Genomic DNA, 25,208 nt, shown 5'->3' with positions numbered 1-25,208 from the left:
GCCATGCCACGAGCAGTCGATATACACCGTTACACGAGGAAGCGAACATGCATGTCAATGACGTTGACCCGATCCGATCTCCTGCCGTGGCGCTGCGCCGCCGGGCGGCCGTGCTGCTGCTCGCCTGCGCGGGCTGGGGCGCGAGTGCCGCCGCGCATGCGGCCGCATGCGACGCGCCGTGGATGCACGCGGGCGGCGGTTTTTCGCTGACGTCGTCGCCGACCGGCATGACGACCCAGGTCACCGTGCTCGATTTCAGGAAGACGGCCGAGGGCGATTGCAGCGGCACCGTGCAGGCCCGCACGGAGGCGAGCATCGGCGGTCAGAAGATGAACAGCCAGAGCCGGATGACGCTGCGCGTGACCGGCAACCACGCACGCTTCGAATCGACTGCGGCGGCCGGGTCGATGAGCGGTACGGCGGGGCAGGGCACGATGACCGGGTCGATATCGACGCAGACCTCGGGGCTGCTCACCTACGTCGGCGAGTCGCTCGACGAGGGCGCGAGCCTGCCCGGCACGCGCACCGAATCGTCGTTTTCGGGCGGCGTGGCGGCGATGGGCGCGAAGGTCGGCCAGATCCAGGCGCCCAAGATCGTGCTGACGACGACCGCGAAGCAGGTCGGCAAGGCGGAGCAACTCGACACGGCGGTCGGCAAGCTGCGCTGCGTGCCGATCAGCTACGACCGCACGCAGCAGGTCGGCAACATGACCGCATTCGGTCATGCGGGCGGCGGCACGGCCACGACGCACGTCGTCGATCATTTCTGTTCGGGTACGGGCCTCGTGATGCGCTCGGACTTCACGACGAACGGCAAGCATGGCTCGGTCACCGTCAGCGCGCTGCATTGAGCGCGGCGGGCGGGCAGGTTTCGAAGCAGGACCATTCGTATCAATTCGTATCACGCAACAGGAAGGAGGGCAGGATGAAGGGTTGCAGGAAATTCGTCGTTTGCATCGGGCTTGGCATGCTGGCCGCCGGCGCCGATGCGCAGTCGCAGGATCAGATGCAGAAACTCGCGTCGCTCGGCGTGAACCTGGCCGGCTCGAATGCGCGGATCGCGTCGGACGTGTGCCAGATCGACAAGGCGCGGATCGATGCATACAAGGAGGCGTCGCACAAGCAGTTCGCGAACGACGCGAATTTCGCCGTCGACTGGGCGGCCGGATGGCAGAAGGCGCAGGTGACGGTCACGGGCTATGCGCAGATGAAGAACCGCGATCCGGCCGGGTATGAGCGCCAGAAGGCGGCGACCTGCTCGGATCTCGAAAAGAAGCTCGGCTGATGGCGCAGCGGGCGTGCAGCGTGCGATGTCGGCGATGACGTTCGGCGCGCTGGCCGGGCAGCACGGGCCGGCGTTGTGCGCGGCCGTGGTCGCGGGGCTCGCGATCGGCGTCTGGCTTGCCGCGGTCGTCGAGCGGCTGCCGCGTGCGATGTTGCGCTCATGGGCCGAGGAAGACGCGAGCGAGGCCGGCGACGCCATCGAATGGTGCATGCCGCCGCCGCTGCGCGGCGTGGCGGCCATCGCGCTCCGCTTGCTCGTCGTTGCGCTGTCCATGGCGCTCGCGTTGTCGTCGGTGCTGCGGTTCGGCGCCGGCCCGCAGGCGCTGGCCGCCTACGGGCTGGCCGCGGCGCTGCTGGCGCTGGCTTTCATCGACGCGCAGACGCGCCTGCTGCCCGACGTGATCACGCTGCCGTCGGCCGCCTGCGGTCTGGCGCTGAACGGGATCGGCATGTTCGTGCCGTTCGCCGATGCGTTCGCGGGCTGCGTGGTCGGCTACGGCGCGCTGTGGGCGCTCGTCGCGATCACGCGGAGGCTGACCGGGGCGGACGGATTCGGCTATGGCGACGCGAAGCTGTTCGGGCTGCTCGGTGCGTGGCTCGGGGTGGCTGCCATGCCGCAGGTGCTGTTCGTGTCGTTCGTGACGGCCGCCGCGTTCGGCGTGGTGCAGATCGTGCGATTTGGGCGCGACCGCGACCGCTCGATCGCATTCGGGCCGTTCATCGCCGCCGGCGGCCTTGTCACGCTGTTTTTCGGGCACGTGATCGACGGATGGCTGGGTTTCTGAGCCGGGCGCACGTCCGCGAGCAGGTTGGATATGTCATACAAGTCGTGTATCGTCGGGCCGGCAGCAGTCTGGCGCTGCACACGCATACGCGTTCCGGGTGACGCGATGCAACAGCAAAACATGCGCGGCAGCGCTGCCTGCCCAATCGTCAGGACGCGTCGCAGAACAGCGGTCGGGGATGGACCGGAAGGCCGTGAAACGTTCGCGCAAACAGCGGAGGGTTCGTCATGGCCAGCTATCGGACGTGCATCGTTACCTGTGCGGCGCTCTTTCTCGGATCGGCGGTGCACGCGCACGATGCGCCGCTTTCACTCGAAGTGTCCGGGGACATTGCATCGGTCGACAGCGTCGGTCGGCACGACTACGTGTTTTCGAGCCGGGAACTGCATGCGATGCGCGCGTATGCGATCACGACATCGACCAACTGGACGCCGGTCCGCAAGTGGGTCGGCCCCCGGCTGACCGACGTGTTGAATCGGGTCGGCGCGTCCGGCACGCGTATTCGCGTGATCGCATTCGACGATTATTCGCAGGTGATACCGATGGCGTTCATCGAAAAGCATCAGCCGGTCCTGGCATACGAAGCGGATGGCAAGCCGCTGAAGCTCGAGGATTTCGGGCCGCTGTTCCTGATCTTCCCGCGTGACGCGGACCCTGAGGCGTTGACCAGCATCAGCAACACGCGCCGCTTCGTGTTCGAAGTGCGCAGCATCGAGGTCCAATGAAAATCGACGCGTCGAAAGCCGGCGATACGACGCTGTACATCTGTGCGGTGTTCGCCGCGCTGCTGGTCGCGCTGTGGGTCGCGTCCGGCTACCTGTTCGTCGTGTCGCGCGCGGACCGCGAGGATGCCGCGGCGCGGCCGGTCGAGGACCACGCGTTCATGATCTCGCAGTTCGAGCACGAGTCGATGCGCGGCGAGATCATGGTGCAGCGCTACCGGCTCGGCGAGGCCGGACTCGACGACGTCCGGCTGCAGTTCAAGCTGCTGCAGTCGAAGCTCGGCCTGTTGTCGGCGCGGTCGGATGCGACGCAGTTGCTCGCCGAGGTGCCGAGCTACCGGCGCAACGTGCAGCAGCTCCAGGCGATCGTCGCGCGGATCGGGCTGCTGATGCAGGCGTTGCCCGGCGATCGCGACACGCCGGCGCGGATCGGCGACGAATACGAGTCGATGCGCGGGCCGCTCGTGAACCTGGAGGTCAGCGTCGGCGATGCGGAGGCCCGCTGGCGCGACGCGCTGTATGCGGATTATCGCTGGCGCCGCACGCTGCTGATCGGTTCGAGCATCGGTGCGACCGTGATCCTGATGGTGCTCGCGTATCTGTTCGTGTCGAACGCGCGGCGGCTGCGCAGCCTCGGCATGCAGCAGCGCACCGCGCTGCAGCGCGAGACCGAGGCGGCGCTGGCGGTCGCGAACGCCGCGAACGCGAAGAACGCGTTTCTCGGCATGATCGGCCATGAGCTGCGCACGCCGTTGCAGAGCATCATGACCGCGATCGACGTGCTCAGCAGCCGCGACCTCAGGGGCCCCGACAAGCTGCTGCTCGAGCAGCTGGCGCGCGCGGCCGAATCGCTCGACGCGCAGATGCAGGATCTGACCGACTTCTCGAAGATGGAAGCCGGGCAGTTGAAGCTGCGCACGACGACGTTCGACATCCGCGAGGTCGTGATGGCGGCCGTCGAATCGGTCGATCCACAGGTCGACCGCAAGGGGCTCGGGCTCGAGCTGGATCTCGACGAGCGGCCGTCGCTGCACGTGTCCGATCCGTACCGGATTCAGCAGATCATCACGAACCTGCTCGTCAATGCGGTCAAGTACACGGACGCGGGCACGATCACGCTGCGCACGCAACTTCACCGTGGCGCGGACGACGACGCGTTCGTCGTCGAGGTGCGCGATACCGGCGCGGGCATGGACCCGGCTGAAATCGAGAAGATCTTCATGCCGTTCGTGCAGCTCGATGCGTCGAGCACGCGGCGTTACGGCGGGATCGGCATGGGGCTCGCGATCGTCGAGCGGCTCGTGGACCTGCTCGGCGCATCGCTCACCGTCGACAGCTCGCCGGGCAAGGGCTCGACATTCGTCGTGCGTTTTCCGCTGAAGCGCGCGACGGCCGACGGCGGATCCGACGTGCGCTGGTCGAGAAAACGCGTCGTGCTCGTCGTCGACGATCAGGAGCCGGTGCGCGTCGCGATTGCGGCGCTGCTCGCGTCGCGCGGGATCGACTGCGTGACCGCGCAGGACGCGGGCAGCGCCTTCGCGGCGATGGACGAGCGCCCGTTCGACGCGATCCTGCTCGATATCAACATGCCGGACAAGGACGGCGTCACGCTCGCGCGCGAGGTGCGCGAGCGGTCGGACTGGAATCGCACGGCGCCGCTGCTCGCGTTCAGCGCGCTCGGGCCGGACATGTTGCCGCCGGAGAGCGTCGCGCTGTTCGAGCATTACCTGATCAAGCCGGTCCGCGCGGACGTGTTGAGCCTTGCGCTGAACAGCGTGTGGGCGCGCTCCGACTTGTCGGGGTGACAGCGGCGCCGGTTACGGGCGCACGAGCTTCTTGTTCAGCGCGGCCATCAGCAGCGGCATTCTCGCGGGTTTTTCGAGCACGCTGACGTCGAACGACGTCATCACGTTCGCGATGTCCGACTCGTCGGCGTGGCCGGCCTCGAGCTGTCCGGTCAGCAGCAGGATCGGTGCCTGCGCGTTGCCCGACAGCCGGATCTCGCTGATCGCGGCTTCCGCCGTCTCGGTGTCGAGTTGCCAGTCGAGCACGAACGCGTCGAATGCGATGTGCCGGATCGCATGCCGGAACGACGCAGCGTCGTAGTACGGCTGCGCATCGAAGCCGTGGTCGTTCAGGTACAGGCAGATCATGTCGGCCGTCTTGAGCATGCCGCCATCGTCGTCGACGACGGCGACGGCCGGCTTGTCGAGCCGATGATGGCGCGGCCGGATCTCGACCTGCTCGACCGCATGCTGCCGGCCCGTCGGCGCCTGATCGGCCGGATGGATCTGCCACACGTTCGCGGCGCGGACCGCGACGAACTCCGGCGCGTCGTCTGGCGCGATTTCGTCGCCGATCCACGCGAGGCACGGTACGAGCCTCGAGCCGATGTCGAACAGCGCGGTATGCGGCGCCCGCGCGGGTGTCTGGCGCGGATCGATCAGCGACGTGACCGGTTCCGACAGCGCATTCGACAACGTGTGCAACTCGACGATCGTCCAGTTGCTCTGGCCTTTCATCTTCCGGTGCGCCTGCGCGAAGCTGAGCTCGAGCATCTCGGCGAGCGTGCGCGTCTGCTTCGAGCGGGGGATGCCGAGTCGGTCCATGGCTTGCCCGATGTGCTGGGCGATGATCAGGTTGTCTTGCGCTGGGTTCATGTGCTCGAGATGGCGATGGGGTGCGATGCGCGCAGGGGAGAAGAGCGACTATAGCAACTGGCGCGGCGCTGCGAGCGGAGGCTGTCGGGCGGGCGCCCGGCCGCGCGTCGGACGGGCCGGGTTGCCAGCGGTGAAGCGGCTTTCGCCTGCGCTTCGGAGAAGGCTACCAGAAATGGTTTTTTCCGGCAGGGCAGCCGGCCGGCGGCTTCGGATGGAGGCAGGCGCGTTGGGCGGGCCGCTGCCATGCGGCGATCAACCCGCGAAGATCGGCGTTCGCGCCGGGATGCGAGGAAGCGCGTTTGAGGGGCCGGAGCGGGAAGTCTTGCCGGCTCACCGTGCCGGCACGCTCCAAACTTAAACGAAATGTGACCCCTTCCATCGGCAAAAGTCCGCACAATGGCGACAGCGCGGCGTTGTGCCGCGATGCGACGCCGGCGCGCGACGCGTCCGAACCGCGGCCGCCTGGAACCGCCTTGCGCTACCGAGACCCGACCGACGCCCCGCCCCCGACCGCCATGGACCACCCCAAACGCATCCTGATCGTCGAAGACGACGCCGACATCGCCGACGTGTTGAGCCTGCACCTGCGCGACGAACGCTACGAGGTCGTGCACAGCGCGGACGGCGCGGAAGGCCTGCGCCTGCTCGAACAGGGCAACTGGGACGCGCTGATCCTCGACCTGATGCTGCCGGGCGTCGACGGCCTGGAAATCTGCCGCCGCGCCCGCGCGATGGCGCGCTACACGCCGATCATCATCACGAGCGCGCGTTCGAGCGAAGTCCACCGGATCCTCGGCCTCGAACTCGGCGCCGACGACTACCTGGCCAAGCCGTTCTCGGTCCTCGAACTCGTCGCGCGGGTCAAGGCGCTGCTGCGCCGCGTCGACGCGCTGGCGCGCGATTCGCGGATCGACGCGGGCACGCTCGACATCGCTGGGCTGTCGATCGACCCGATCGCGCGGGAAGCGACCGTCGACGGCGCGCGCATCGACCTCACGCCGCGCGAGTTCGACCTGCTGTATTTCTTCGCGCGGCATCCCGGCAAGGTGTTCTCGCGGATGGACCTGCTCAATGCGGTGTGGGGCTACCAGCACGAAGGCTACGAACACACGGTCAACACGCACATCAACCGGCTGCGCGCGAAGATCGAGGCCGATCCGGCCGAACCCGTGCGCATTCTCACGGTGTGGGGACGGGGCTACAAGCTCGCCGCGCCGGACCAGCGGGACACATGATGAAACTCACGCTCACCCAGCGGCTGTCGCTCGTGTTCTCGGTGCTGTTGCTCGCCTGCTCGGGCGCATCGGCGTGGCTGCAGATCCGCGCGAACGACATGCGCGAGATGGAAGTCGTGCAGGGCCTGTCGCGCGATCTCGCCGCGCACATCGCGAACAGCACGCCGCTGATGGACGCGAACGGATTGCGCCCGGATGCCGTGCGCACGCTGTTCGGCCAGCTGATGGGCGTGAACCCGAGCGTCGAGGTGTACCTGCTCGACAACGCGGGGCGCATCGAGGGCGACGACGCGCCGCCGGGCCACGTGAAGCGCGAACGCGTCGATCTCGCGCCGGTGCAGCGCTTCATCGCGGGCGATCCGCTGCCGATCCTCGGCGACGATCCGCGCAGCCCGGACGCGCGCAAGGTGTTCAGCGCCGCGCCATTGCAGCGCGCGGGGCAGCCGCCGTCCGGCTATATCTACGTGGTGCTGCTCGGCGAGGCGCACGACCGGCTGGCCGCGCGCGTCGATGCCGGCAACGTGCTGCGCACGACGCTGTGGTCGATGGCGGTCGTCGCGCTGCTGGGCCTGATCGCGGGCCTGACGGCGTTCAGCTTCATCACGCGCCCGCTGCGCCGGCTGACCGACGCGATGCGCCGCTTCGACGCGAACGGCGCACCCGACACGCAGCCCCCGGTGCCGCGCTCGCCGCCCGGACGGCGCGGCGACGACATCGCGGTGCTCGAATCGGCGTTCGCGCAGATGGCCGACCGGATCGGCGACCAGTGGCGCGCGCTGACGCGCCAGGACCAGCAGCGGCGCGAGCTGATCGCGAACATCTCGCACGACCTGCGCACGCCGCTCACGTCGCTGCACGGCTATCTGGAGACGCTGTCGCTGAAGGCCGAGACGCTGGCCGAGCCGGAGCGTCGCCGCTACCTGTCGATCGCGCTCGCGCAGAGCGCGAAGGTGGGCCGGCTCGCACAGGCGCTGTTCGAGCTTGCGCGGCTCGAGTCGGGCGGCGTGCAGGCGGAGCGCGAGCCGTTCTCGCTCGTCGATCTGGTGCAGGACGTGTTCCAGAAATTCGAGCTGGCCGCGCAGGCGCGCGGCGTCACGCTGCATGCGCGCATTCCGCCGCGCGTGCCGCCGGTGTCGGCCGATCTCGGCATGATCGAGCGCGTGCTGACCAACTTGCTCGACAACGCGTTGCGTCACACGCCGCAGCACGGCGAAGTCGAAGTCGCGCTGGTGCCGCACGACGATCGCGTGGTGGTGACGGTGTCGGATACGGGAGAGGGGATTCCGCTCGCGCGGCGCGAAGGGCTGTTCCAGCGGCCGCAGCGGCCGATGAGCGGCGCCGCCGCGACGAGCGGCGGGCTCGGGCTGCTGATCGTGCACCGGATGCTGGTGCTCAACGGCAGCGGGATCCGGCTGGTGGATCGCGCCGGGCGCGGTGCGGTGTTCGAGTTCGCGCTGGCGATTGCGTATCCGGCGGCGGGCGATGCGCGTTGAAACCGCCGGTGGCGCACTCGCGCGCTTATCCGCCGCGCTTGCGCCGCACGTCGCTCGGCGTCGTGCCGGTCCAGCGCTTGAATGCGTGGCGGAACCCGACCGCATCGCTGAAGCCGAGCGTCAGCGCGATGTCCTCGGTGCCGAGCGTGGTGGTCGTCAGATAGTCGATCGCGAGCGCCTTGCGCACGCTCGTCAGCAACTCGCTGTACGACGTGCCTTCGGCGTCGAGCTTGCGGCGCAGCGTGCGCGACGTCATGCACAGGGTGTCGGCGATCGCGTCGATGTCCGGGAACTGGCCGGGCGTGCGCGTGAGTTCCTGGTACACGCGCCGCGTGAGCCCGGCCTGGCTGCGCAATTCGTCGAGCAGGCGCGCGCAGTGCGACGACACCTGCGCGGCGGTGATCGGGTTCGCGAGCTGCGGCGCACGCGTGAGCCACGCGGCCGGGTAGCTGAGCATGGGGTGCGGCTGGTCGTAGGCGATCGGGCATTCGAGCGCATCGGCGAGCTGCGCCGCGTGCGCCGGCTGCGGCTGCGCGAACTGCGCGCGCGCAGGCACGCACCACGCGCCCATCACGTCCTTGATGATCGTCACGTGCAGCGCGAACTGCATGTCGATCAGGAAGCGGTAGAGCGGCAGAGCCGGCTCGGGCAGCGCGGCTTCGTGCAGATCCGGGAACAGCCACGACGCGGTGTCGCCCTGTTCGACCCAGCGGATCGCGAGCATGCCGTTCGCGAGCTGGTGATATTTGACGGCGGAGTCGAACGCGTGCGCGAGCGATTCCGAACACAGCATCGCGTAACCGTACATCCCGTAGCTCGACGCATGCAGCCGGCGGCCGACGCGCACGCCGAGGTCGGAACCGTCGTAACGGCCGATCGCGTTGCGCGCGGCGGTCAGGAACTGCAGCGACGACGTGAGCGTGAACGGATCGGCGATGGCGGCCGGCGACAGGCCGGTGCCGTCGAGCACGGCTTCCGGGTCGAGGCCGAGTTCCCCAGTGACGCCGACGAGCACGGCCAGCTTGGCCGGCGAGAAGCGTTTTTCCCGCGACGCGTGGGCGGGCGGGGTGTCCGGCAGCGGGGCGGCGCCGTCGGCCGTCGGGTTCAGGGGCGTACTGCGCGGCATGGCGGGTTCTGCGTCCGATTCGATATCGTTTACGGCTCGCAATTCTGCTCGGGAACGGTGCCATGCGCCACAGGGTTCACCCTGATACGCGGGCCGGCGCCACCCGGCGCGGGCCGGCCCGCGGGCACGATCAACCTGCCTGGAACACGCCGGCCTGCCACGCGAACGGCTTCGCGAGCCGGTTCCACGTGTTGATCTGCGCGACGATCAGCGTGAGCGTCGCGAGTGCGTCGCGCTCGAAATGCTCGCCCATCGCGTCGACGAGCCCGTCGTCGATCGCGTGCTCGCTGATGAGCGTCAGCGCCTCGGCCCAGCGCAGCGCGGCCTGCTCCTTCGGGCTGTACAGATGCCGCGCTTCCTGCCACACCGGCAACAGGTTGTAGCGCAGCGGATCCTCGCCGCCGTGGACACCTTCCTTGATGTGGCGATCGAGACAGTACGCGCAGCCGTTCAGCTGCGACACACGCACACGGACCAGCTCGACGAGCCGGAAGTCGTGGCCGGTGTGGTTCGCGTATTCCTCGACGTTGAGCACGACGTCCAGCAGTCGCGCGGGGAGTTGTCCAAACGAGATGCGTTCTTGCATGGGGAAATGACCTTTGGAAAATGGAGGGTCCCGGCTTCCGGCGCGGGGCACTGCCGCGACCGGAGGCAGTTATGCAGGTATCCTGATTGTTGGGCGGTTCGATCGACCGGCGACATACGGCAGCGATGCGGACGATGACACGAGCGAGATGCGGGCGCGCTCCGTTTTGCGGAGGCGATGGGCCGGCTTCATGGGCCGGACGGGGCACGGGGGCACGACACGGTTGCGTGGTTGCGACCGGAAAGCGAAGCGATCGTATCAGGCCGGAACGGCGCGAGGAACGGCCCGATTCCGTATGTTGCTCATGCTGCGCGGCGGATAGTCGGCACCCGCCGAACCGGGTCGCGCCGGCCGTGTCCCGCGGGGTTGCCTAGACAAGTCGCGCTGCCCGCGTGTCCGTTTCGATCATCTTTTCGGCCGCCGGGATCATTTTCAAAGCCTATCTGGCGGGCGATAGTCGCCGGTCAGGCGACGGCCTGCGCCGATCCGGCGCGCGGGCCGCCGTGCGAACGGCGCCGTGTGGCGCCGTCCCCCGAGGAGCAGGACATGACGAAGAGACACTGGATCGGGTCGTATGGCTCGATCCCCGCCGAGATCGACGCCGATCGCCATCCTTCCGTAACCGCGCTGCTGGACGACGCGATGTACCGCTTCGCCGAGCGGCCCGCGTTCCATGCGTATGGCCGCACGCTCACCTATGCCGACGTCGACCGCCTGTCGACCGCGCTGGCCGCGTACCTGCAGCAGGTGGTCGGCGTGCGCAAGGGCGACCGCGTGGCCGTGATGCTGCCCAACGTGCTCGCGTTCCCGGTCGTATTCGTCGCGGTGGCGCGGATCGGCGCGATCCAGGTCAACGTGAACCCGCACTACACGGCGCATGAACTCGAACATCAGTTGAACGACGCCGGCGTCGAAGTGGCGGTGGTGTGCGGCGGGTCGATGGGCACGTTCGCCGACGTGGTCGGCAAGACGCGCGTGCGGACGGTGCTCAGCGTGGGGCGTGGCGATCTCGGTGTCGTCGATGCGCCGGCCGGCGCGTGCGACGCGCTGCCGCCCGGATCGATCGCGCTGGGCGACGCACTCGCCGCAGGCGAATCGCTCGGGTGCGAGCCCGTCGCGCTCGGCGGCGCCGATCTGTTGCTGCTGCAGTACACGGGCGGCACGACCGGGTTGTCGAAGGGCGCCGCGCTGTCGCACCGCAACCTCGTCGCGAACATCCAGCAGTTCGCGGCGATCGTGCCGGCCGCGCGGCAGCCGGGCGAAGAGGTCGTCGTCACCGCGATTCCGCTGTATCACATCTTCGCGCTGACGGTGAACTTCCTGTCCTACTTCGCGATCGGCGCGGAGAACTGGCTCGTCGCGAATCCGCGCGACATGGACGGCTTCATCGACGTGCTGAAGGCCGCGCGGCCGACGGTGTTCGTCGGCGTCAACACGCTGTATGCGGGGCTCGCCGGTCATCCGCGGCTGAAGGAAGTCGACTGGTCGCGGCTGAAGCTGTCGGCCGGCGGCGGCGCGGCGGTGATCGATGTGATCTCCGCGCGCTGGAAGGCGGTGACGGGCAACTTCATCCGCGAAGGGTACGGGCTGTCGGAAACGTCGCCGGTGGTCACGTTCAATCCGCAGTCGATTGACACCTTCACGGGCACGACCGGCCTGCCGCTGCCGTCGACCGACGTGAAGCTGCTCGACGACCAGGATCGCGAGGTGGCGATCGGCGAAGCGGGCGAGATCTGCGTGCAGGGGCCGCAGGTGATGGGCGGCTACTGGCAGAAGCCGGAAGCGAACGCGGTCGCGTTCACCGCGGACGGTTATTTCCGCACCGGCGACATCGGCGTGTTCGACGCGGCGGGCTTCCTGAAGATCGTCGATCGCAAGAAGGACATGATCATCGTGTCCGGCTTCAACGTGTATCCGAACGAAGTGGAGGCCGTCGCCACCGCGCTGCCGGGTGTCGCCGAATGCGCATGCATCGGCGTGCCGGACGAGCGCACCGGCGAGGCCGTCAAGCTGTTCGTGGTGCTCGCGCCGGACGCGGCGCTGACCGAAGCGGACGTCGTCGCGCATTGCCGCGCGAGTCTCGCCGCCTACAAGGTGCCGAAGCTCGTTCGAATGGTCGAGCGGCTGCCGAAGTCGACGGTCGGCAAGATCCTGCGCCGGGAACTGAGCCGCGCCGACTGATGACGCCGACACGCCGCGCGGCCGGCGCCGCGCGGACCGGTGTGCCACAAGTCTCGAAGGCCCCGAAGGCCCTGAAAGCCCGGCATGGGCCGCTCAAGTACAATGCGAGCGGTTCGATCGACGGGGACGCGATGACCGGTTCAGATTCACCTTCCGCCCAGCCCGGGCGTGCGCTGCCATCTCCGAGCGCCACGGTGCCGATCTCGCTCGTCAACGGTTTTCTCGCGAGCGCGGGCGCGCAGCGCGACGTGGTGGAGCGTTACCTGCGCGGCGCCGGCATTCCGATCGAGCTGCTCGGCGAGCCGCATGCGCGTGTGACGGAAGAGCAGTTTTCGACGCTGTACCGCACGCTCGCGATCGACCTCGACGACGAGATGCCCGGCATCTTCTCGCGCCCGCTGCGCGGCGGCACGCTGAAGTACCTGTGCCTGAGCCTGCTCGATGCGCGCAACCTCGAAACGGCGCTGCATCGTTTCGGCCAGTTCTTCCATATCCTGCTCGACGACTTCTTCGTCGAATCGAAGCGCGACGGCCTCGTCGCGCAGGTGCTGCTGCGGCCGAACCCGGCGATGGGCCCGATCGGCGCGCTCGGCCAGGAACTGATGCTCAAGCTCGTGCACGGCGTGTGCTCCTGGCTGATCGGGCAGAAGATTCCGTTGCTGCAGATCGAGTTCGCGTGCCCGCGGCCGCGTCATGCGGTCGAGCACCTGTATTTCTTCACCGGCTCCGTGCAGTTCGACTGCGAGCGCACGCTGATGCGCTTCAGCGCGGATTATCTCGACGCGCCGATCCGGCAGAGCAAGCGCAACCTGCGCAAGTTCCTCGCACGCGCGCCCGGCGACTGGATCTTCGAATCGTTCAGCGAACAGCTCGTGTGCCATCGCGTGCGGCAATACCTGTCGGCGGCGCTGCCCGACCTGCCGGTGATCGACCAGGCGGCCGAGCATCTGCATTGTTCGGTGCGCACGCTGAGCCGCCATCTGGCCGGCGAAGGCACGACGTTCCAGGCGTTGAAGGATGAATTGCGGCGCGACATCGCGATCCAGCGGCTCACCGACACGCTCGATACGATCGCGGCGATCGGCGCCGATATCGGCTTCGACGATCCGAGCGCGTTTCATCGGGCCTTTCGACACTGGACGGGCAGTACGCCGGGGACTTACCGGCGGCGTGCGTAGCGCATTCGCTCCCACAAACGGCTCCCTTTGCGGGATCCCATGGACGGCATCCCTTCGTCGATGCCGCCGGGTGTGTCGATAGCGGGTCGCACCGGCCGCCGAATCAATTCAGCAGACACCATATCGCGAGGAACGGCGCATCGCCGGAGCGCATCGCGTGCAGCCCGCCCGGCGCGTTATGGATGCCGCTGCCGATGCCCGGATCGAACCACGCGCCGTTGTGCTGCCGGAATTCGCCGGCGGTCAGCAGCACGTACGCTTCCTCCGGCGGATGGCCATGATCCGGATACCGCACGTGGGGCATCAGCAGCGAAAAGCCGAGCTGGATGTCGTCGCGGCTTTCCGCGCCGCCCGGCCCGCAGATCATCCCGTTCACGTGCCCGTCGATGTAGTTCGGGCTGCCGTCCCGTCCGGACGTGCGCCGTGCCCATCCGATTGTCGGCTCGAGCAACTTGATCAACCGTGCGAGTTCGGCGCACTGCGCGTCGATGCGCGCGACCGACGCGAGCGCGGCGTCGAGCCATTCGCACGCGGGGTATCGCGTCGCGAGCCGCGTGCCGTTGTCCGACACGGTTTGCAGCCGCGCGAACACTTGCGGCGCGAACGCGCGCGCGGATGCGGGCAGCCGTTCCGACCGGAACAGGTCGGCGGCGACCCGGATGAAATCCTCGATGTTCTTTGAACGCCCGCTCATCGCTGTCCGTGCTCCCGAGATCGTGACCTGACGAGACGAAAGTCTACGCATAAAAGGACGGCGCCGCGCAGCGAAAGCGGCGGCCGGTATCGCGGCCGGCCGCCGCATGCTTCGCTATCGACGACGCATCACGCCGCTGCCTTCAGGCTGCCGTGCGGATCAATGACGAATTTCTTCGGCACGCCCGAATCGAATTCCGCATAGCCGCTCGGTGCGTGATCGAGATCGATGACGGTCACGTTGACGATTTCGGCGATGTTGAGCCGATCCCACAGAATCGCCTGCATCAGGTTGCGGTTGTACTTCATCACCGGCGTCTGGCCGGTAAAGAACGAATGCGACTTCGCCCAGCCGAGGCCGAAGCGCACCGACAGGCTGCCGTGCTTCGCGGCGGCATCGGTCGCGCCGGGATCGTCGGTCACGTACAGGCCCGGGATGCCGATCCTGCCGGCGGCGCGGGTGATTTCCATCAGCGAGTTCAGCACGGTGGCCGGCGCTTCCGCCTGCGAGCCGGCATGACCGTGGCCGCGCGCTTCGAAGCCGACGCAATCGATCGCGCAGTCGACTTCCGGTTCGCCGAGCAGGCCGGCGATCTGGTCGGCGAGCGACGCATCTTCCGACAGGTCGACGGTTTCGAAGCCGACGCGCCGCGCGTGTTCGAGCCGGGCCGGATTCACGTCGCCGATGAGGGTGACGGCAGCGCCCAGCAGTTTCGCGGACGCCGCCGCGGCCAGCCCGACCGGGCCGGCACCGGCGATATAGACGGTCGAGCCCGGCCCGACGCCCGCGGTCACGGCGCCGTGATAGCCGGTCGGCAAGATGTCGGACAGGCAGGTGAGATCGCGGATCTTCTCCATCGCGCGGTCGCGGTCAGGGAACTTGAGCAGGTTGAAGTCCGCATACGGGATCATCACGTATTCGGCCTGCCCGCCGATCCAGCCGCCCATGTCGACGTAGCCGTACGCGCCGCCCGCGCGCGCCGGGTTCACGGTCAGGCACACGCCGGTGTTCTGCGCCTTGCACATCGGACAGCGGCCGCACGCGACGTTGAACGGCACGGAAACCAGGTCGCCCTTTTTCAGCGTCGTGACGTCGGCGCCGACCTCGACGACTTCGCCGGTAATTTCATGGCCGAGCACGAGCCCCGATGGTGCGGTCGTCCGGCCGCGCACCATATGCTGGTCCGAGCCGCAGATATTGGTGGCGACCACGCGCAGAATCACGCCGTGATTCGCTTTCCGGCCGGACGGATCGACCAGTTCAGGGAAGGCGATGCCGCGCACCTCGACCTTTCCCGGTCCCACATAAACAACGCCACGATTGCCTGACATAGTGTCTCCCGATGTGATGAGTCGGCGGAAAGCGGCGCTTTCCGCGACGATTTACAGCCAGTCGGTTTCGAAGCCGCAGTCGGTCAGCGACACGCAGCCGTGCTCGGTCAGCACCACCTGCTGTTCGAGCTTGACGCCCTGGCTGCCGCCTTCCGCGCCGATGTAGCTTTCGACGCAGACGGTCATGCCGACTTCGAACCGGCCGTCGTAACCCGAACTCGCCCAATCCACCTGGTGCGCGATCGCCGGATACTCGTCGACCATGCCGATGCCGTGTGCCAGGCAGCAGTAGCGGTTCTTGACGAATCGATCGGGGATCTTCCACGCCTGTTCGGAGAACTCGCGGAACGTCATGCCGGGCCGCAGCAGATCCATGTTGAAGTGAACCTGTTCGTACGCGTATGCATACAGCCTGCGCTGCTCGTCCGACGGGCGGCCGTCGCCGACGAGCCACGTGCGGGAGATGTCCGAGCAATAGCCGTTCGGCCCGACCATGTCGGTATCGAACGCGAGCAGGTCGCCCGCCTGCAGCACCCGCGACGAACACTCGTGCATCCACGGGTTGGTCCGGTCGCCGGAGGCCAGCAGGCGCGTCTCGATCCATTCGCCGCCATGGCGGATGTTCTCGTAATGCAGGTTCGCCCAGATGTCGTTCTCGGTCAGGCCCGGGCGCAGCTCGCGGCGCATCCGCTCGATGCCCTTCTCGGCGGTGCGCAGCGATTCGCCGATCAACACGAGTTCGCCGGACGACTTGACGAGCCGGGCGGTTTCCATCAATTCCTGGCCGTCGGTCAGCGTGAGGCCGTGCTTTTCCAGGTACGCCGTGCCGAACGGGTCGAGGCGATCGACGGCGAGGCAGCGCTCGCCCGGCGCATGCTTGCGGAACACGTCGACGATCTCGGCGCCCCACGTTTGCGCGCGGCGCTCCGTATCGGGGCCGGCGTTGAAGTAGGTCCAGCTGAGCGCGCCGCGCAGCTCCACATCGAGATCGAGGCCGTCCCACACGTGCTCGCTGCTGTGGAACTCCCACGCGACGATGCGGCCGCTGGCGAACACCATCACGTAGCGCGCGGGGTTGCGTCCGGCCCAGACCTGCATGTTCGACGTATCGGTCGCGTAGCGGATATTGACCGGGTCGTAGAGCAGGATCGCCGGAACCTTGTGCGCGAGCAGCTGTTCCTTGACCCGCGCAAGCCGGTATGCGCGTACGTCGCGCAACACGGCTTCCTTGTCGTTCACGTCAATGGCACTGCTCGCGTCGAGGAGCTGATCGCCCGCCATGCTGTTTCTCCTAAATTTGTTCTGGTGATGTGTTTGCAGGAAACTGCGAAGTCAGCGCGAGCAGTGATTGGGACTCCTTCGAAACGACCTGATATCGTGCCACGCGCGATTGCCGACGGATGACTACAGTTCCAGCACGAGGTCAGACGTCGGGCGGCTGCAGCACAGCAGCCGGAAACCCTTCTGGACTTCCCGCTCGCGAATTCCGCCGTTGTGCTGCATGTCGACCGTGCCTTCGAGCACCTTGGTCTTGCAGGTGCCGCAGATGCCCTGGCTGCACGACGACGGGATCGCGACGCCGGCCTTTCTCGCGGCGGACAACACGGTGTCGGTCGCGTTCATCGTGAACGTCTTCGACGAGCGCGACAGCTTGATCGTGAAGGTTTCCGACGACGCTTCGGCGGCGGGTGCGGCAGGTTCCGGCGCGACGCCGGCGCTGATGTCGAAGCTCTCCTGGTGATAGCGCGCCGGGTCGTGTCCGCCGGTGCGCAACACGTCGCGCACCGCGTTCATGTAGCCGGCCGGGCCGCAGGTGAACGCTTCGCGCTCGGCGTAGTCGGGCACCTGCTCGGCAAGCAGTGGCAGGCTGAGCCGGCCGATCGATCCCGGCCAGTGCGTTTCATCGCCGACGCCTTCGCAGACGAAGCACGTGCGAAGGCGCGGCGACAGCGCCTGGAGCCGCTGCAGCTCGTTGCGGAACACGATGTCGGCGGGGGTTCTCGCGCTATGCACGAACACGATGTCCAGGTCGAGCCCGAGGTCGATGCTCGCGCGCGTCATCGACATCAGCGGCGTCACGCCCGAGCCGGCGGACAGGTACAGCAGTTTGGCGGCGGGCGCCGCCGTCGGCGTGAAGCTGCCCGACGGGCCGTACGCCAGCAACTGGCTGCCCGGCTTCATGGTGTCGTGCAGCCAGTTCGACATGACGCCGCCGGGGACGCGCTTGACCGTGATCGACAGCAGATAGGGGCGCGTCGGCGGCGACGAGATCGTGTAGCAGCGCTCGACCGACTGGCCGTGGACGTTCGCCGATACCGTCATGAACTGGCCGGGTTCGAAGCGCACCGGCGCGCCGTCGCCGACGCGGAACGCGAAGCTCTTGACGTCGTGCGTCTCGTCGACGACGCGGCAACAGGTCAGGACCTGCTGTTCGCCGCTCGCCCAGGTTCTTCCGGTGCTGTCCCACGTGCCGGGATGGGAGAGACGGTCGTGTGCTTCGTGTGCGGGGTCGAACATGGTGTTGACGGAGTTCATGGCATCGCTTCCTTGGGGCGCGTCGCACGCATGGCGTGCACGCTGTCATTCGCGAAAGCCGGGCGTCGATGACGGGCGGCATTGCGCCTCGTGTCGTGTCTCGCTCCATGCCCGGATTGCCTTCGCTGTGCGCCGAGTATTGGCGTGCACTAAAACAGCGTCAATGCGCTTTATTTTCCGGGCGCCATTACATTAGGTTATGCGTCGCGCGCGCCTGCGCGGGCATGGCCTCGGTGCGAACGAGCGGGATAGCGCGGCGGTCGATGTCGTTCGAAATGGCGCGGCGCGAACAGCTAACGTGCCGGCGATGCTGCGCGTTTCGCGCCCGCCTTCGCGGCAGGCCGCATGCGCTGCAAACCAGATTTCTGCGATGTCGTGCCGGCGCGAATCAGGCGCCGGGCGAAGGCTGTTCCTCTAACATCTGCGGTTGGGCGCACACGGATCCTTGCCCGGGCGGCCTCGGCAGCGGAAAAGCCGCGCGTCGATCGCGTCTCGTCAGGCCGTTTTCGGGGCCGGGACGGACGCCCCGGCATCCGCAGTTTCCCTTATTAGACACATTGAAGTCTTGACGAATACAATTTGTATACAGACGATGCATGCAACAGGAGAGCACATGAAGCCCAATCTCGTGGAAGCCGAGCGTGAAGATGCGCAGTCGCCGGCGCTGGATCGCAAGGCGGTTCTGGCGCAGACGCTTCGCCACCGGATCCTCAGCATGGAGCTCCAGCCGGGCGCGACGCTGGACGAGGTGGCGCTCGGCGAGGAATTCGGGTTGTCGCGTCCGCCGGTACGCGAATTGATGCGGCAGATGGCGGCGGAGGGCTACATCGAGCTGGAGGCCAATCGCGCCGCGCGGGTCGCGTCGATGAACTACGACTCGCTGCGCAACTATTTCCTGGCCGCGCCGATGATTTACGTCGGGACGACCAAGCTGGCCGCGATGCATGCGACCCCGGCGGAAATCGACGGGCTGAAGCGGATCCAGGAGCGGTTTCGCACGGCGGTGGCGACGGGCAGCGTGGACGAGCGGGTGTTGCAGAACGACGAGTTTCACCTCGCGATCGGCAAGATGGCCCACAACCCGTACCTGCTGCCGAGCCTGTGTCGCTTGCTGATCGATCATGCGCGGCTCGCGAAGACGTTCTACCAGCCGCGCGACGAGAAGATGGAAGCGGAGCTCGTCGAGGCGATCGAGCAGCACGACGCGATCATCGACGCCATCGAGCGCCGCGATGCGCAGGCGGCCGGCGAGATCGTGAGCGCGCACGTGTATCTGGCGCGCAGAAACATGGCGTCGTACGTGGCGCCCGAAGGTGTGGACGTATCGCTTGATTTTTAGTAGCACGAACCGAGCGGTTGGTTCGGTTCCTCATGAAACCCGTGTCGATGAGAGACTGATATGACTGAGTTGCTGTCCACGAGCGAGTATCGACGTATCGCTCGCGAATTGAACCTGCCGGGCCGCGTCGTGATCGACGGCGAAGCCCGCACGGCGCGCTCGGGCGACACGTTCGCCACGATCAACCCGGCAACCGGCGAGCATCTCGCCGACGTGCCGGCGTGCGCGAAGGAGGACGTCGACGTCGCGGTCGCCGCCGCGCGCGCCGCGTTCGACGACGGCCGCTGGTCGAAGCTGCATCCGGCGGCCCGCAAGCACGCGATTCTCCGGCTGGCGGACCTCGTCGAACAGCATGCGCTCGAGCTGTCGGTGATGGAGAGCCTCGACAGCGGCAAGACGATCTTCGACTGCCAGACGGTGGACATTCCGGAAACGGTCAACGTGCTGCGCTGGCATGCGGAAGCGATCGACAAGATCTACGACCAGGTGTCGCCGGCGTCCGACGGCCATATCTCGATGATCGTGCGCGAACCGGTCGGCGTCGTCGGCCTCGTGCTGCCGTGGAATTTCCCGCTGCTGATGCTCGCGTGGAAGATCGGTCCGTCGCTCGCGGCCGGTTGCACGCTCGTCGTGAAGCCCGCCGAGGAAACGTCGCTCACCACCTTGCGGGTCGCCGAGCTCGCGCTCGAGGCCGGCATTCCGGCCGGCGTGTTCAACGTCGTGACGGGCACGGGCCCCGCGGTCGGCGAACCGATCGGCCGCCATCGCGACATCGACATGGTGTCGTTCACCGGCTCCACCGACACCGGCCGGCGCTTCCTGTCGTATTCGGCCGAGAGCAACCTCAAGGAAGTCGTGCTCGAGATGGGCGGGAAGAACCCGTGCGTCGTGATGGCCGATGCGACCGACCTTGACGCAGTGGCGGGCCACATCGTCAACGGCGCGTTCTGGAACATGGGCGAGAACTGCTCGGCGATTTCGCGGCTGATCGTGCATCGCGACATCAAGGCGGCGCTGCTCGACAAGATCACGAAGCTCGCCGACGAATGGCGGGTGGGCGATCCGCTCGATCCCGCGCACCGGATCGGGCCGCTCGTGTCGCAACAGCACTACGAGAAGGTGCAGTCCTATCTGTCCGGCGACTACACCGTGTTGTATGGAGGCCAGACGAGCGAAGGCCGCTACGTCCACCCGACCATCATCGACGTCGCGAACAACGATGCGAAGCACGCGCGCGAGGAAATCTTCGGGCCGATCCTGTCCGTCATCACGGTGGACGGCATGCAGGAGGCGATCGACATCGCGAACGACACCGACTACGGCCTTGCCGCGTCGGTATTCGCCGGCAACGGCAAACGCGCGCTGCGCGCCGCCCGGGCGATTCGCGCCGGCACGGTGACGGTGAATGCCTTCGGCGAAGGCGACATCACGACCCCGTTCGGCGGCTTCAAGCAGTCGGGCTTCGGCGGACGCGACAACTCGCTGCACGCGCATGACCAGTACACGCAGCTCAAGACCCTCTGGGTCGACCTGAACGACAACGAAGCGGACGAGGCATAACGACATGAAAGACTTTGCTTTCCCTGGCATCAACCTGGCAATCAGTACTCCTTTCGATGAGAACGGAAAGCCGGATCATGCGCGACTGGCGCAACTGATCGAACGCTATCTCGCGGTCGGCATCGAGGGCTTCGTACTGAGCTCAGGCACCGGCATGCACGTGTACCTGTCACCGGAGGAATCGAAGGCGCTGGTCGCGTTCGGTGCGAAGGTCATCGACGGCCGCGCTCGCATCATCGCGCAAACGTCCGCGCTGCTCGTCGACGATGTCGTCGATCGCACGCGTCATGCGGCCGATTGCGGTGCGGACGGCGTGATGGTCCTGCCGCCGTTCTTCGAGGGGCCGACCGACGACGACGGCGTGTTCGAGTTCTATGCCGCCGTCGCGCGCGGCGGGCTGCCGATCATCGGCTACAACGTGCCGCAGGCGGTCGGCGTCGAGATCACGCCGTCGCTGCTGCGCCGGCTGTGCGAAATTCCCGAGTTCCTGGCCGTGAAGGACAGCAGCGGCGATCTCGCGAAGCAAGCGGCGCTGGTGCGCACGGGGCTGCCGATGATGAACGGCGCGGATCCGCTCGTGCCGTATGCGATGTATGCCGGCGTCAGCGGCCTGATCTGGGGTGGCGCGAACTTCGCGCCGAAGACGTGCCTGGAACTCGTCGCGGCCGCGCAGGAACATCGCTGGGACGACGCCCGCGAAACCTGGCGACTGCTGGAGCCCGCGATGTCGCTGATCTGGGAAGGCGACTACGTGCAGTCGGTCTACGCGGCGGCCGAACTGACCGGCTATGGCGCAGGCAATCCGCGTCGCCCGCTGTCGCGCCTGTCCGCGGCGAAGCGCGACGCGCTGCACGGCGCACTTGGCGCGCTCGTCGAGCGCGAGCGGCAGGCCGTGTAAGGAACGGGTGAACCATCATGTTCGTAGCGAGCAAACTCCCGCAGCATCTCGGCAAGTCCGGCTGGGTCGAAATGCTGCCCCCGCGGGCGCCGCGCGCGCCGCTCACCGCCACGGTGAACGCCGACATCGCGATCATCGGCGGCGGCTTCGCGGGGCTGTCCGCGGCCCGGCGCCTGTCGCAACTCGATCCCGGCCTCAAGGTGGTCGTGCTGGAGGCCGGTGAGGTCGCCGAAGGCGCGACCGGGCGCAATTCCGGCTTCATCATCGACCTGCCGCACGAGGTGTCGTCCGAAGACTACGGCGGGTCGGACAGCGACGCGCGGCGACACGACATCCAGGTGCACCGGATGGCGATCGCACTGGCCCGCGACCTGGCGCTGGAAAAAGGCTGGGGCAAGGACGTGTTCGATCCGTGCGGCAAGTACAACGTCGCGATGGGGCCGCAAGGTGACAAGCACGTCGCCTCTTATGCGGTCCAGCTCGATAAGGTCAACGAACCATATCATCTGCTCAATGCAAGAGAGATCGCGGCGGTCACGGGAACGAAGTCGTTCACGTCTGCGATCTTCACGCCCGGCACCGTGATGATCCAGCCGGCTGCGTACGTCCGCGGCCTCGCCGACTCGTTCCGCGATCCGGTGACGCTCTTCGAGAATACACCCGCACTGTCGATGGAGCGGCAGGGCGCGGCGTGGCGCATCAAGACGCCGAACGGCGCCGTCAACGCCGGCAAGATCATCCTGGCGAACAACGGGCATGCGCAGAGTTTCGGCCTCCTTCCGGGTGTGCTGCTGCATGTCTACACGTACGCATCGATGTCGAAGGCATTCGATCCGTCGCGGCTCGGTGGCGAACGTTCGTGGGCCGCGACACCGGCGTTTCCGATGGGCACCACGGTTCGCCGTGTTCGGGGCGACGACGGCGACCGGATCCTGATCCGCTCGCGCTACACGTACAACCCGCGGCTGCAGGTGACCGAAGGCGCGATCGCACGCGCCGGCCGCGTCCACGACCGCAAGTTCGACGCACGCTTCCCGATGCTCAAGGGGTTGCCGATGCAGTACCGCTGGGCGGGCGCGATGGCGCTGACGTGGAACGGCGTGCCGGCATTCGGTGAAATCGAGCCGGGCATCTTTGCCGCGATCGCCTGCAACGGCGTCGGCGCGACGAAGGCGACCGCGTCGGGCATCGCGGCCGCCGAGGCGGCGCTGGGGATGGATTCATGGCTGGTGCAGGTGTTCCGCGGGTTCGCGGCGCCGAAGCGGCTTCCGCCGCAGCCGTTCCTGACGATCGGCGCGACGGCGAACCTGAGCGTCAAGGAATGGTCGGCCGGCCTCGAATGAACGACAACCCTTTCGCGCCGGCGCATTCGCAGGCCTTCCGGCCGGCATCGGACTGATGGAGGATCAAATGGACTGGATACACACATTCCCGCACATGCAGGACGACGCGCTGCTGAACATGAAGCGCTCGATCGACGACGGCTTCCGTGCGTTTACCGCCGCATACGGCGATCCGATCGACGCGGCGTTCCAGCCGCTTCAGCAATTCCTGACGGCGGCCGAGCACTTCATGACGCGCACCCCGTGGCCGATCATCATGCTGCTGGTGCTCGCGGTCGCGTGGATCGCGAGCCGCAACTGGAAGATCGTCGCCGGCTGCTTCGTCACGCTGGCCGCGATCGGCTATCTCGACATGTGGGAGGACACGATGCGGACCGTGTCCATGATTTTCGTCTGCACGTTGCTGTCGATCCTGATCGGCTTGCCGATCGGCATCCTGATGGCGAAGTCGAATCGCATGCGCAGGCTGGTCGACCCGGTGCTCGACGTGATGCAGACCATGCCGAGCTTCGTGTACCTGATTCCGGTCGTGATGCTGCTCGGCATCGGCCGCGTGCCCGGCCTCATCGCGGTCGTCATCTATGCGATTCCGCCGATGATCCGGCTGACCAATCTCGGGATCCGGCTGGTCGACGTGGACATCATCGAAGCCGCCGACGCATTCGGCTCGTCGGGCTGGCAGCGGCTCGTGAAGGTGCAGTTGCCGCTCGCGCTGCCGACGATCATGGCCGGCGTCAACCAGACCATCATGATGGCGCTCGCGATGGTGGTGGTCGCCGCGATGATCGGCGTGCAGGGGCTCGGCCAGCCGGTCCTGAAGGCCATCGCCAACCAGTACTTCACGCTCGGCATCTTCAACGGCCTCGCGATCGTCGGCATCGCCGTCATCTTCGACCGCGTCAGCCAGGCCTACGGCAAGCGGCTTCAAAAGCATCAGGAGGTGGTCCATGGCTGACATTCAATCCGGCGGCATCAAGATCCGCAATCTGTACAAGATCTTCGGGCCGAAGGCCGCGTCGCATGTCGATGCCGTGAAGAACGGTCTGTCGAAGGCAGAGCTGCTCGCGCAGACCGGCCACGTGCTGGGACTGCGCAACATCAACCTCGACATTCCCGCCGGTTCCATCCAGGTGATCATGGGCCTGTCCGGCTCGGGCAAGTCGACGCTGATCCGTCACATCAACCGGCTGATCGACCCGACGGCCGGCGAGGTGCTGATCGGCGGCGTCGACGTCTGCCGGATGAAGCTCAAGGAACTGCGCGAGTTCCGCCGCCGCCAGACGGCGATGGTGTTCCAGAAGTTCGCGCTGCTGCCGCATCGCAACGTGCTCGAGAACGTGATCTACGGGCTCGAAGTGTGCGGCGTCGCGCGCGACACGTCGGTCGACACCGCGATGCGCTGGCTCGAGCGCGTGGGCCTGAAGGGTTTCGAGCAGCGCTATCCGAACCAGTTGTCCGGCGGCATGCAGCAGCGTGTGGGTCTCGCCCGCGCACTGTCGATGGATGCCCCCGTCCTGCTGATGGACGAAGCGTATTCGGCGCTCGACCCGCTGATCCGGATGGACATGCAGACGGTGCTGCTCGATCTGCAGAAGGAAATCCGCAAGACCATCGTCTTCATCACGCATGACCTCGACGAGGCGCTGCGGCTCGGCGACCAGATCGCGATCCTGCGCGACGGCAACATCGTGCAGCAGGGCACGAAGCAGGACATCGTCCTGCGTCCGGCCGACGAGTACGTGACCAACTTCGTCAGGCAGGTGAATCGCGGTCGCGTGGTTTGCGTCGAGGACGTGATGGCGCCGCTGCGCGCCACCGTGCCGGCGGCCGGGATGCGCGTCGCCGCGGGCACGACGCTCGAGGGCGCGCTGTCGATGCTCACGCGCGACCCGGACGTCGATCGCCTGACGGTCGTCGGCGACGGCAACCAGCCGCTCGGCACCGTCGACCTGCGCCAGCTGGCGTGTGCACTGGCGGCGCCGGAAGACGCGCACGACGTGCCACGCATGCCGCACGCGCAGCCGTCTGCGCACGCACGTGCGGATGCCTCCGTGGCGGTTGCGCGCGGATGAAGCACGCCGGGATGCGCACCGGGTACCGACGTTCGATTCGTGGGAGCACGAGGCCGCGCACAGCCGCGTATTGCCATCCGGCCGGCGATTGAAGCAATCGCACACGCCCGCAGTCATGCGCTCGACCGTGTTCGCATCAGGCTGACATGGAAGCGCACCCAGACCAACGCAAACCGGGGAAGGCCC

The 25,208-nt window shown here is 67.2% G+C and carries 22 protein-coding genes; 15 read left to right on the top strand and 7 right to left on the bottom strand.

The features are described from left to right. The first annotated feature begins 47 nt into the window (after nucleotides 1-47). From BX604_RS27285 to BX604_RS27265, 5 genes are all read left to right on the top strand, one after another. The gene (locus BX604_RS27285) at nucleotides 48-851 is read left to right on the top strand and encodes a hypothetical protein (RefSeq protein ID WP_143748134.1); all 804 of its coding nucleotides are present in this window, start codon (nucleotides 48-50) and stop codon (nucleotides 849-851) included. A gap of 74 nt (nucleotides 852-925) precedes the next feature. Next, nucleotides 926-1,285: a hypothetical protein gene (locus tag BX604_RS27280; RefSeq protein ID WP_143748133.1), complete on the top strand. Its 360-nt coding sequence runs from the start codon at nucleotides 926-928 to the stop codon at nucleotides 1,283-1,285. 25 nt (nucleotides 1,286-1,310) lie between these two features. Continuing rightward, a complete protein-coding gene (locus BX604_RS27275; RefSeq protein ID WP_179894897.1) occupies nucleotides 1,311-2,069 on the top strand; it encodes a prepilin peptidase in 759 nt (252 codons plus the stop codon). Between the two features lie 227 nt (nucleotides 2,070-2,296). Beyond that, the gene (locus BX604_RS27270; RefSeq protein ID WP_098553878.1) at nucleotides 2,297-2,794 is read left to right on the top strand and encodes a molybdopterin-dependent oxidoreductase; all 498 of its coding nucleotides are present in this window, start codon (nucleotides 2,297-2,299) and stop codon (nucleotides 2,792-2,794) included. Further along, nucleotides 2,791-4,596, top strand: a complete 1,806-nt coding sequence (locus tag BX604_RS27265; protein WP_098553877.1) for an ATP-binding response regulator — start codon at nucleotides 2,791-2,793, stop codon at nucleotides 4,594-4,596. Before BX604_RS27270 ends, BX604_RS27265 begins: the two co-directional genes overlap by 4 nt. A 12-nt stretch (nucleotides 4,597-4,608) precedes the next feature. Here the strand turns inward: BX604_RS27265 and BX604_RS27260 are convergent, their stop codons facing one another. After that, complete coding sequence (locus tag BX604_RS27260) at nucleotides 4,609-5,451, bottom strand: helix-turn-helix domain-containing protein (protein ID WP_098553876.1); 843 nt, start codon at nucleotides 5,449-5,451, stop codon at nucleotides 4,609-4,611. 515 nt (nucleotides 5,452-5,966) lie between these two features. Here BX604_RS27260 and BX604_RS27255 point away from each other — a divergent pair. Continuing rightward, nucleotides 5,967-6,686 carry a response regulator transcription factor gene (locus tag BX604_RS27255; RefSeq protein WP_098553875.1) on the top strand — a complete coding sequence of 240 codons (720 nt, stop codon included), beginning with the start codon at nucleotides 5,967-5,969 and terminating at the stop codon, nucleotides 6,684-6,686. Continuing rightward, nucleotides 6,686-8,179 carry a HAMP domain-containing sensor histidine kinase gene (locus BX604_RS27250; RefSeq protein WP_098554078.1) on the top strand — a complete coding sequence of 498 codons (1,494 nt, stop codon included), beginning with the start codon at nucleotides 6,686-6,688 and terminating at the stop codon, nucleotides 8,177-8,179. Before BX604_RS27255 ends, BX604_RS27250 begins: the two co-directional genes overlap by 1 nt. 25 nt (nucleotides 8,180-8,204) lie before the next feature. On the opposite strand, the gene BX604_RS27245 is transcribed toward BX604_RS27250, so the two are convergent. Continuing rightward, nucleotides 8,205-9,305, bottom strand: coding sequence for an AraC family transcriptional regulator (locus BX604_RS27245; protein WP_098553874.1), 1,101 nt, complete (start codon nucleotides 9,303-9,305; stop codon nucleotides 8,205-8,207). Nucleotides 9,306-9,435: 130 nt separating this feature from the next. Beyond that, nucleotides 9,436-9,891: a carboxymuconolactone decarboxylase family protein gene (locus BX604_RS27240; RefSeq protein WP_098553873.1), complete on the bottom strand. Its 456-nt coding sequence runs from the start codon at nucleotides 9,889-9,891 to the stop codon at nucleotides 9,436-9,438. Nucleotides 9,892-10,437: 546 nt separating this feature from the next. Here BX604_RS27240 and BX604_RS27235 point away from each other — a divergent pair. Both BX604_RS27235 and BX604_RS27230 read left to right on the top strand, forming a co-directional pair. Beyond that, nucleotides 10,438-12,072, top strand: a complete 1,635-nt coding sequence (locus tag BX604_RS27235; protein ID WP_098553872.1) for an AMP-binding protein — start codon at nucleotides 10,438-10,440, stop codon at nucleotides 12,070-12,072. Beyond that, entirely contained in the window at nucleotides 12,072-13,250 is a 1,179-nt protein-coding gene (locus BX604_RS27230; protein ID WP_179894896.1) for an AraC family transcriptional regulator, read from the top strand. Before BX604_RS27235 ends, BX604_RS27230 begins: the two co-directional genes overlap by 1 nt. A gap of 103 nt (nucleotides 13,251-13,353) precedes the next feature. Here the strand turns inward: BX604_RS27230 and BX604_RS27225 are convergent, their stop codons facing one another. The 4 genes from BX604_RS27225 to BX604_RS27210 form a co-directional block, all read right to left on the bottom strand. Further along, nucleotides 13,354-13,944, bottom strand: a complete 591-nt coding sequence (locus BX604_RS27225) for a dimethylsulfoniopropionate lyase (protein WP_098553871.1) — start codon at nucleotides 13,942-13,944, stop codon at nucleotides 13,354-13,356. A 128-nt stretch (nucleotides 13,945-14,072) separates the two neighbouring features. Next, nucleotides 14,073-15,275: a formaldehyde dehydrogenase, glutathione-independent gene (gene fdhA, locus BX604_RS27220; RefSeq protein WP_098553870.1), complete on the bottom strand. Its 1,203-nt coding sequence runs from the start codon at nucleotides 15,273-15,275 to the stop codon at nucleotides 14,073-14,075. 51 nt (nucleotides 15,276-15,326) lie between these two features. Next, nucleotides 15,327-16,556 carry a M24 family metallopeptidase gene (locus BX604_RS27215; RefSeq protein ID WP_098553869.1) on the bottom strand — a complete coding sequence of 410 codons (1,230 nt, stop codon included), beginning with the start codon at nucleotides 16,554-16,556 and terminating at the stop codon, nucleotides 15,327-15,329. 123 nt (nucleotides 16,557-16,679) lie between these two features. Then, on the bottom strand, nucleotides 16,680-17,810 hold the full coding sequence (locus BX604_RS27210; protein WP_098553868.1) for a hybrid-cluster NAD(P)-dependent oxidoreductase: 1,131 nt from the start codon (nucleotides 17,808-17,810) through the stop codon (nucleotides 16,680-16,682). A 613-nt stretch (nucleotides 17,811-18,423) separates the two neighbouring features. Here BX604_RS27210 and BX604_RS27205 point away from each other — a divergent pair. The 6 genes from BX604_RS27205 (at nucleotide 18,424) to BX604_RS27180 (ending at nucleotide 25,022) form a co-directional block, all read left to right on the top strand. Next, complete coding sequence (locus tag BX604_RS27205; RefSeq protein WP_098553867.1) at nucleotides 18,424-19,149, top strand: GntR family transcriptional regulator; 726 nt, start codon at nucleotides 18,424-18,426, stop codon at nucleotides 19,147-19,149. A 60-nt stretch (nucleotides 19,150-19,209) separates the two neighbouring features. Continuing rightward, complete coding sequence (locus tag BX604_RS27200) at nucleotides 19,210-20,709, top strand: aldehyde dehydrogenase (protein WP_098553866.1); 1,500 nt, start codon at nucleotides 19,210-19,212, stop codon at nucleotides 20,707-20,709. Between the two features lie 4 nt (nucleotides 20,710-20,713). Then, nucleotides 20,714-21,607, top strand: a complete 894-nt coding sequence (locus tag BX604_RS27195) for a dihydrodipicolinate synthase family protein (RefSeq protein ID WP_098553865.1) — start codon at nucleotides 20,714-20,716, stop codon at nucleotides 21,605-21,607. Between the two features lie 17 nt (nucleotides 21,608-21,624). Beyond that, the gene (locus BX604_RS27190) at nucleotides 21,625-22,950 is read left to right on the top strand and encodes an NAD(P)/FAD-dependent oxidoreductase (RefSeq protein ID WP_098553864.1); all 1,326 of its coding nucleotides are present in this window, start codon (nucleotides 21,625-21,627) and stop codon (nucleotides 22,948-22,950) included. Between the two features lie 67 nt (nucleotides 22,951-23,017). Continuing rightward, nucleotides 23,018-23,905 carry an ABC transporter permease gene (locus tag BX604_RS27185; RefSeq protein WP_098554076.1) on the top strand — a complete coding sequence of 296 codons (888 nt, stop codon included), beginning with the start codon at nucleotides 23,018-23,020 and terminating at the stop codon, nucleotides 23,903-23,905. Further along, nucleotides 23,898-25,022: a quaternary amine ABC transporter ATP-binding protein gene (locus tag BX604_RS27180; protein WP_098553863.1), complete on the top strand. Its 1,125-nt coding sequence runs from the start codon at nucleotides 23,898-23,900 to the stop codon at nucleotides 25,020-25,022. The genes BX604_RS27185 and BX604_RS27180 overlap by 8 nt, the downstream gene beginning before the upstream one ends. Nucleotides 25,023-25,208: the final 186 nt, after the last annotated feature.

Source organism: Burkholderia sp. JKS000303 (genome assembly GCF_002563755.1).
GTDB classification, from domain to species: Bacteria; Pseudomonadota; Gammaproteobacteria; order Burkholderiales; family Burkholderiaceae; genus Burkholderia; species Burkholderia anthina_B.
The sequence above is the reverse complement of the archived record's forward strand: the minus strand, read 5'-3'. Positions and strand labels throughout refer to the sequence as shown.

Excerpts from the sequence above, each read along its gene's own strand:
- BX604_RS27250 (WP_098554078.1), top strand. The coding sequence starts at position 6,686 with ATGAAACTCACGCTCACCCAGCGGCTGTCGCTCGTGTTCTCGGTGCTG.
- BX604_RS27200 (WP_098553866.1), top strand. The coding sequence starts at position 19,210 with ATGACTGAGTTGCTGTCCACGAGCGAGTATCGACGTATCGCTCGCGAA.
- BX604_RS27285 (WP_143748134.1), top strand. The coding sequence starts at position 48 with ATGCATGTCAATGACGTTGACCCGATCCGATCTCCTGCCGTGGCGCTG.
- BX604_RS27190 (WP_098553864.1), top strand. The coding sequence starts at position 21,625 with ATGTTCGTAGCGAGCAAACTCCCGCAGCATCTCGGCAAGTCCGGCTGG.
- BX604_RS27185 (WP_098554076.1), top strand. The coding sequence starts at position 23,018 with ATGGACTGGATACACACATTCCCGCACATGCAGGACGACGCGCTGCTG.
- BX604_RS27255 (WP_098553875.1), top strand. The coding sequence starts at position 5,967 with ATGGACCACCCCAAACGCATCCTGATCGTCGAAGACGACGCCGACATC.
- BX604_RS27265 (WP_098553877.1), top strand. The coding sequence starts at position 2,791 with ATGAAAATCGACGCGTCGAAAGCCGGCGATACGACGCTGTACATCTGT.
- BX604_RS27260 (WP_098553876.1), bottom strand. The coding sequence starts at position 5,451 with ATGAACCCAGCGCAAGACAACCTGATCATCGCCCAGCACATCGGGCAA.
- BX604_RS27235 (WP_098553872.1), top strand. The coding sequence starts at position 10,438 with ATGACGAAGAGACACTGGATCGGGTCGTATGGCTCGATCCCCGCCGAG.
- BX604_RS27210 (WP_098553868.1), bottom strand. The coding sequence starts at position 17,810 with ATGAACTCCGTCAACACCATGTTCGACCCCGCACACGAAGCACACGAC.
- BX604_RS27205 (WP_098553867.1), top strand. The coding sequence starts at position 18,424 with ATGAAGCCCAATCTCGTGGAAGCCGAGCGTGAAGATGCGCAGTCGCCG.
- BX604_RS27225 (WP_098553871.1), bottom strand. The coding sequence starts at position 13,944 with ATGAGCGGGCGTTCAAAGAACATCGAGGATTTCATCCGGGTCGCCGCC.
- fdhA (WP_098553870.1), bottom strand. The coding sequence starts at position 15,275 with ATGTCAGGCAATCGTGGCGTTGTTTATGTGGGACCGGGAAAGGTCGAG.
- BX604_RS27180 (WP_098553863.1), top strand. The coding sequence starts at position 23,898 with ATGGCTGACATTCAATCCGGCGGCATCAAGATCCGCAATCTGTACAAG.
- BX604_RS27240 (WP_098553873.1), bottom strand. The coding sequence starts at position 9,891 with ATGCAAGAACGCATCTCGTTTGGACAACTCCCCGCGCGACTGCTGGAC.
- BX604_RS27230 (WP_179894896.1), top strand. The coding sequence starts at position 12,072 with ATGACGCCGACACGCCGCGCGGCCGGCGCCGCGCGGACCGGTGTGCCA.
- BX604_RS27215 (WP_098553869.1), bottom strand. The coding sequence starts at position 16,556 with ATGGCGGGCGATCAGCTCCTCGACGCGAGCAGTGCCATTGACGTGAAC.
- BX604_RS27280 (WP_143748133.1), top strand. The coding sequence starts at position 926 with ATGAAGGGTTGCAGGAAATTCGTCGTTTGCATCGGGCTTGGCATGCTG.
- BX604_RS27195 (WP_098553865.1), top strand. The coding sequence starts at position 20,714 with ATGAAAGACTTTGCTTTCCCTGGCATCAACCTGGCAATCAGTACTCCT.
- BX604_RS27270 (WP_098553878.1), top strand. The coding sequence starts at position 2,297 with ATGGCCAGCTATCGGACGTGCATCGTTACCTGTGCGGCGCTCTTTCTC.
- BX604_RS27245 (WP_098553874.1), bottom strand. The coding sequence starts at position 9,305 with ATGCCGCGCAGTACGCCCCTGAACCCGACGGCCGACGGCGCCGCCCCG.
- BX604_RS27275 (WP_179894897.1), top strand. The coding sequence starts at position 1,311 with ATGTCGGCGATGACGTTCGGCGCGCTGGCCGGGCAGCACGGGCCGGCG.